The 2,932-nt window shown below is 34.2% G+C and carries 2 protein-coding genes; one reads left to right on the top strand and one right to left on the bottom strand.

Annotation, left to right across the window (positions count from 1 at the left end):
- Positions 1-157: 157 nt before the first annotated feature.
- Positions 158-1,045 (bottom strand): metallophosphoesterase, encoded by an 888-nt coding sequence (locus ACIQZA_RS25510; RefSeq protein WP_400932847.1) that lies wholly within the window; start codon positions 1,043-1,045, stop codon positions 158-160.
- A 335-nt stretch (positions 1,046-1,380) separates the two neighbouring features.
- On the opposite strand from ACIQZA_RS25510, the gene ACIQZA_RS25505 reads away from it, so the two are divergent.
- Positions 1,381-2,631 carry a glycoside hydrolase family 5 protein gene (locus ACIQZA_RS25505; RefSeq protein ID WP_400933174.1) on the top strand — a complete coding sequence of 417 codons (1,251 nt, stop codon included), beginning with the start codon at positions 1,381-1,383 and terminating at the stop codon, positions 2,629-2,631.
- Positions 2,632-2,932 lie beyond the last annotated feature (301 nt).

Genomic DNA, 2,932 nt, shown 5'->3' with positions numbered 1-2,932 from the left:
TCGAGTGGATGTTTGCTTCGCCCCATAAAAAATACTCCCCTTAGATAAACAGATTTTATTTTTTAATCTGTCTACCTAATAGGGAGCATATCAATGAGAAATGATTAGGCTTCTTATTTATTCTCCTAGAATAGACGGAAAGAAAATCTTGCGAGTATCATCGATTTTTTAATGAAAAAACAGAAAGTTCAGGCTTACTCCAAAAGCGTATAGGCATTCTTGTCGTACCAACCCCTCGATTTACATACAACTGTAATGGTTTTGATTTCCCTTTTAATAAATACATGCCTTCTACATATTGTTTCGCTAATGAAGTAGTGATAATAGGGCCAATGAATGGCAGTTGTACTTGTCCGCCATGACTGTGACCAGATACTTGAAAATCAATCGGATACTCAAGGACTTCATTTACTGCATCGGGTTCATGCACTAACAATATGTTAAAGTCCTTTTCTTGTAAGTGTTGAAGGGTATGTTGCACTTTTGGCTTGCCAAGTAAAAAATCATCCAGACCAGAAATCGTAATATAATCACCATTGCTTGCCTTAATTTTTATAGTTTCATTAACTAAAACTGTAAAACCTGCTTCCTCCATATACTGCTTATACAAATAACTCCCACCGCCTCCATGGTCATGATTTCCGAACACTGCATATTTTCCGAGAGGAGCGTGAATTTGGGACAAAATAGTTTGTGAGTATTTTCTTTCGGAAGTATATTCACTAAAATCGTCAATTAAATCACCTGTAAAAACGACGATATCGGGTTTTACTTCATTTATTTGATCGATTAGCATTTTCTGCTGCTTATGAGAAAAATTCGGTCCAAAGTGCGTGTCAGAGAATTGCACAATCTTTACATTTTGAAATCCTTCAGGAATATTAGGATTTTTGATATCAGTCCATGTAATAGACAATGATTTTGTTTCAAAGTGGGACGCGTATAAATAAGTACTGATTGGGAAAATGAGGATTGTAAGGAAAATAACACATTTCCACCTAAATTTCGTTCTATTTTTTTTTGTATGTTTCGAATTAACTTTCATATGCCACCTCTATATTTGTCATAAAAAACTACAATCATTAAATGTTGTAGCATTTTAATGTTACAGGCAGTTGTCATTTTGGAGATTTATTTAAAAAAAGATTCAAAGAATCATTTCTCGAATAGCAATTTAATTAACAGACTAAATTTGCTATCTCTCCTCTACCGAATATTCCTCATTAAATACTTTAAAAAAATCCTTAAATTGATTTCAAATAAACATACACACATCCGCTTTTTTGTCACTTTCACGTAACATAAGTTCAGTAGTATATATCACGAGGTGATAATATGAGAGAAATAAATCAAAGGAAATGGCTGAAAAATAAATTCAAAATGATAGCCTCCCTTGGTTGTGCTTTGACAGTAGCACTTGCTGCTGGTTGTAGTTCGCAAGAAAAGAAACAAGAAAAACAGGAAGTAAAAGAGGTAAAGAATGATTTTTGGGGTGAGCAACGAAAAGGAACAAACTTTATGAATTCTAAATCTCTACCTGAAAATTATGAAGAGGCGAACAAATTTAATATTGAGTTTGTCCGTTTAGCTCCTGATAAATGGGCAAAAGATAAGGATTTTTTATTTCATGACGAACCAGATCCTGATCCCAAGAAAGATTTCTTAATCGGTAATACGGATCAATATGAGGGAATTGTTGAAGAAGATTTTATAAAATTAAAAGAGGATTTGGATGCAGCCTATGAAAGAGGTTCTAAAGTTGTGCTGACTATTCTTAGTCTTCCAGGAGATCGTTGGAGACAGTTTAATAACTATACAAATGATGACCGTATTTGGCGAGACTTTAAATATCATGAACAAGCAGCACTTTTCTGGAAAGATCTTGCCTCCCGTTTGAAGGACCATCCTGCAGTGGTAGGATATAACGTAATTAATGAACCACATCCTGAAACAGCTACACGATTTAATGATTTTTGGACAAAAGATTATGACGAATGGTACAAGCGAGTGAAAAATACTCCTGCAGATTTAAACTTGCTTTATGGAACCATTGTAGATTCTATACGATCTGTAGATGCTGATACACCAATTATTTTAGATACTGGGTTATTTGCCACTCCGTGGGCAATTAAATATTTAAAACCAATAGATGACGAAAATGTGTTATATGCATTCCATATGTATGAACCTTATGAAATGACAAGTCAAAATCAAAACAAAGGATTCACATACAGTTATCCTGGCAAGGTGAAGGTTGGTGAAAATCAAACAGAAAAAATGTTCGATAAAGCTGCATTAAAAGATTTTTTAGAACCAATTGCACAATGGACAGAGAAACACAATTTACCAAACAACCGGATTATTGCTGAAGAGTTTGGAATTAATCGAATGGTTGGTGGAGCCGATCAATATATAAAGGATTTAATTGATATTTTCGATGATTATGGCTGGCACTGGGCGTTTTATGCATTTCGTGAAGATACGTGGGAAGGAATGGATTTTGAATTAGGAAGTCAACCAGCTAGCGAGGCATATTGGAAAGCAAAGGAAAATGGCGAACAACCGAATAGAAAAGATATACAAGTTGGTAATTCTATTTGGTATGAATTGGAAAAATCACTGAACAAATGACCTTGTTCTTTTACACATAGGTTTAGAAAAAATTATTTTATCAGTAGGGCTAGGACATAACTAAATGGTTCCTTAATAAAGCCGAATAATCTCTAAATTAACAAAACAGATAAATAGAAAAACCGAACTATTCCGAAACACTTCATGAGAGTTGCATTGGATAGTTCGGTATTTTTGTTGGCTGAAACACATTTGTCCCAGCCTCACTTTCTTACGATTAGTCAACCTTATTTAATGAAATAATTTATATTTTTATGAGTGTGAAGTGGTGAGGGATATCCCTCACCACTTCACACTCATT

The organism is Lysinibacillus sp. NPDC096382 (genome assembly GCF_044762845.1).
GTDB lineage: Bacteria > Bacillota > Bacilli > Bacillales_A > Planococcaceae > Lysinibacillus.
Note: the sequence above shows the minus strand (reverse complement) of the source record. Positions and strands in the feature narration are given on the sequence as shown.

Coding starts and splice junctions, on each gene's coding strand:
- ACIQZA_RS25510 (WP_400932847.1), bottom strand. CDS start 1,045: ATGAAAGTTAATTCGAAACATACAAAAAAAAATAGAACGAAATTTAGG.
- ACIQZA_RS25505 (WP_400933174.1), top strand. CDS start 1,381: ATGATAGCCTCCCTTGGTTGTGCTTTGACAGTAGCACTTGCTGCTGGT.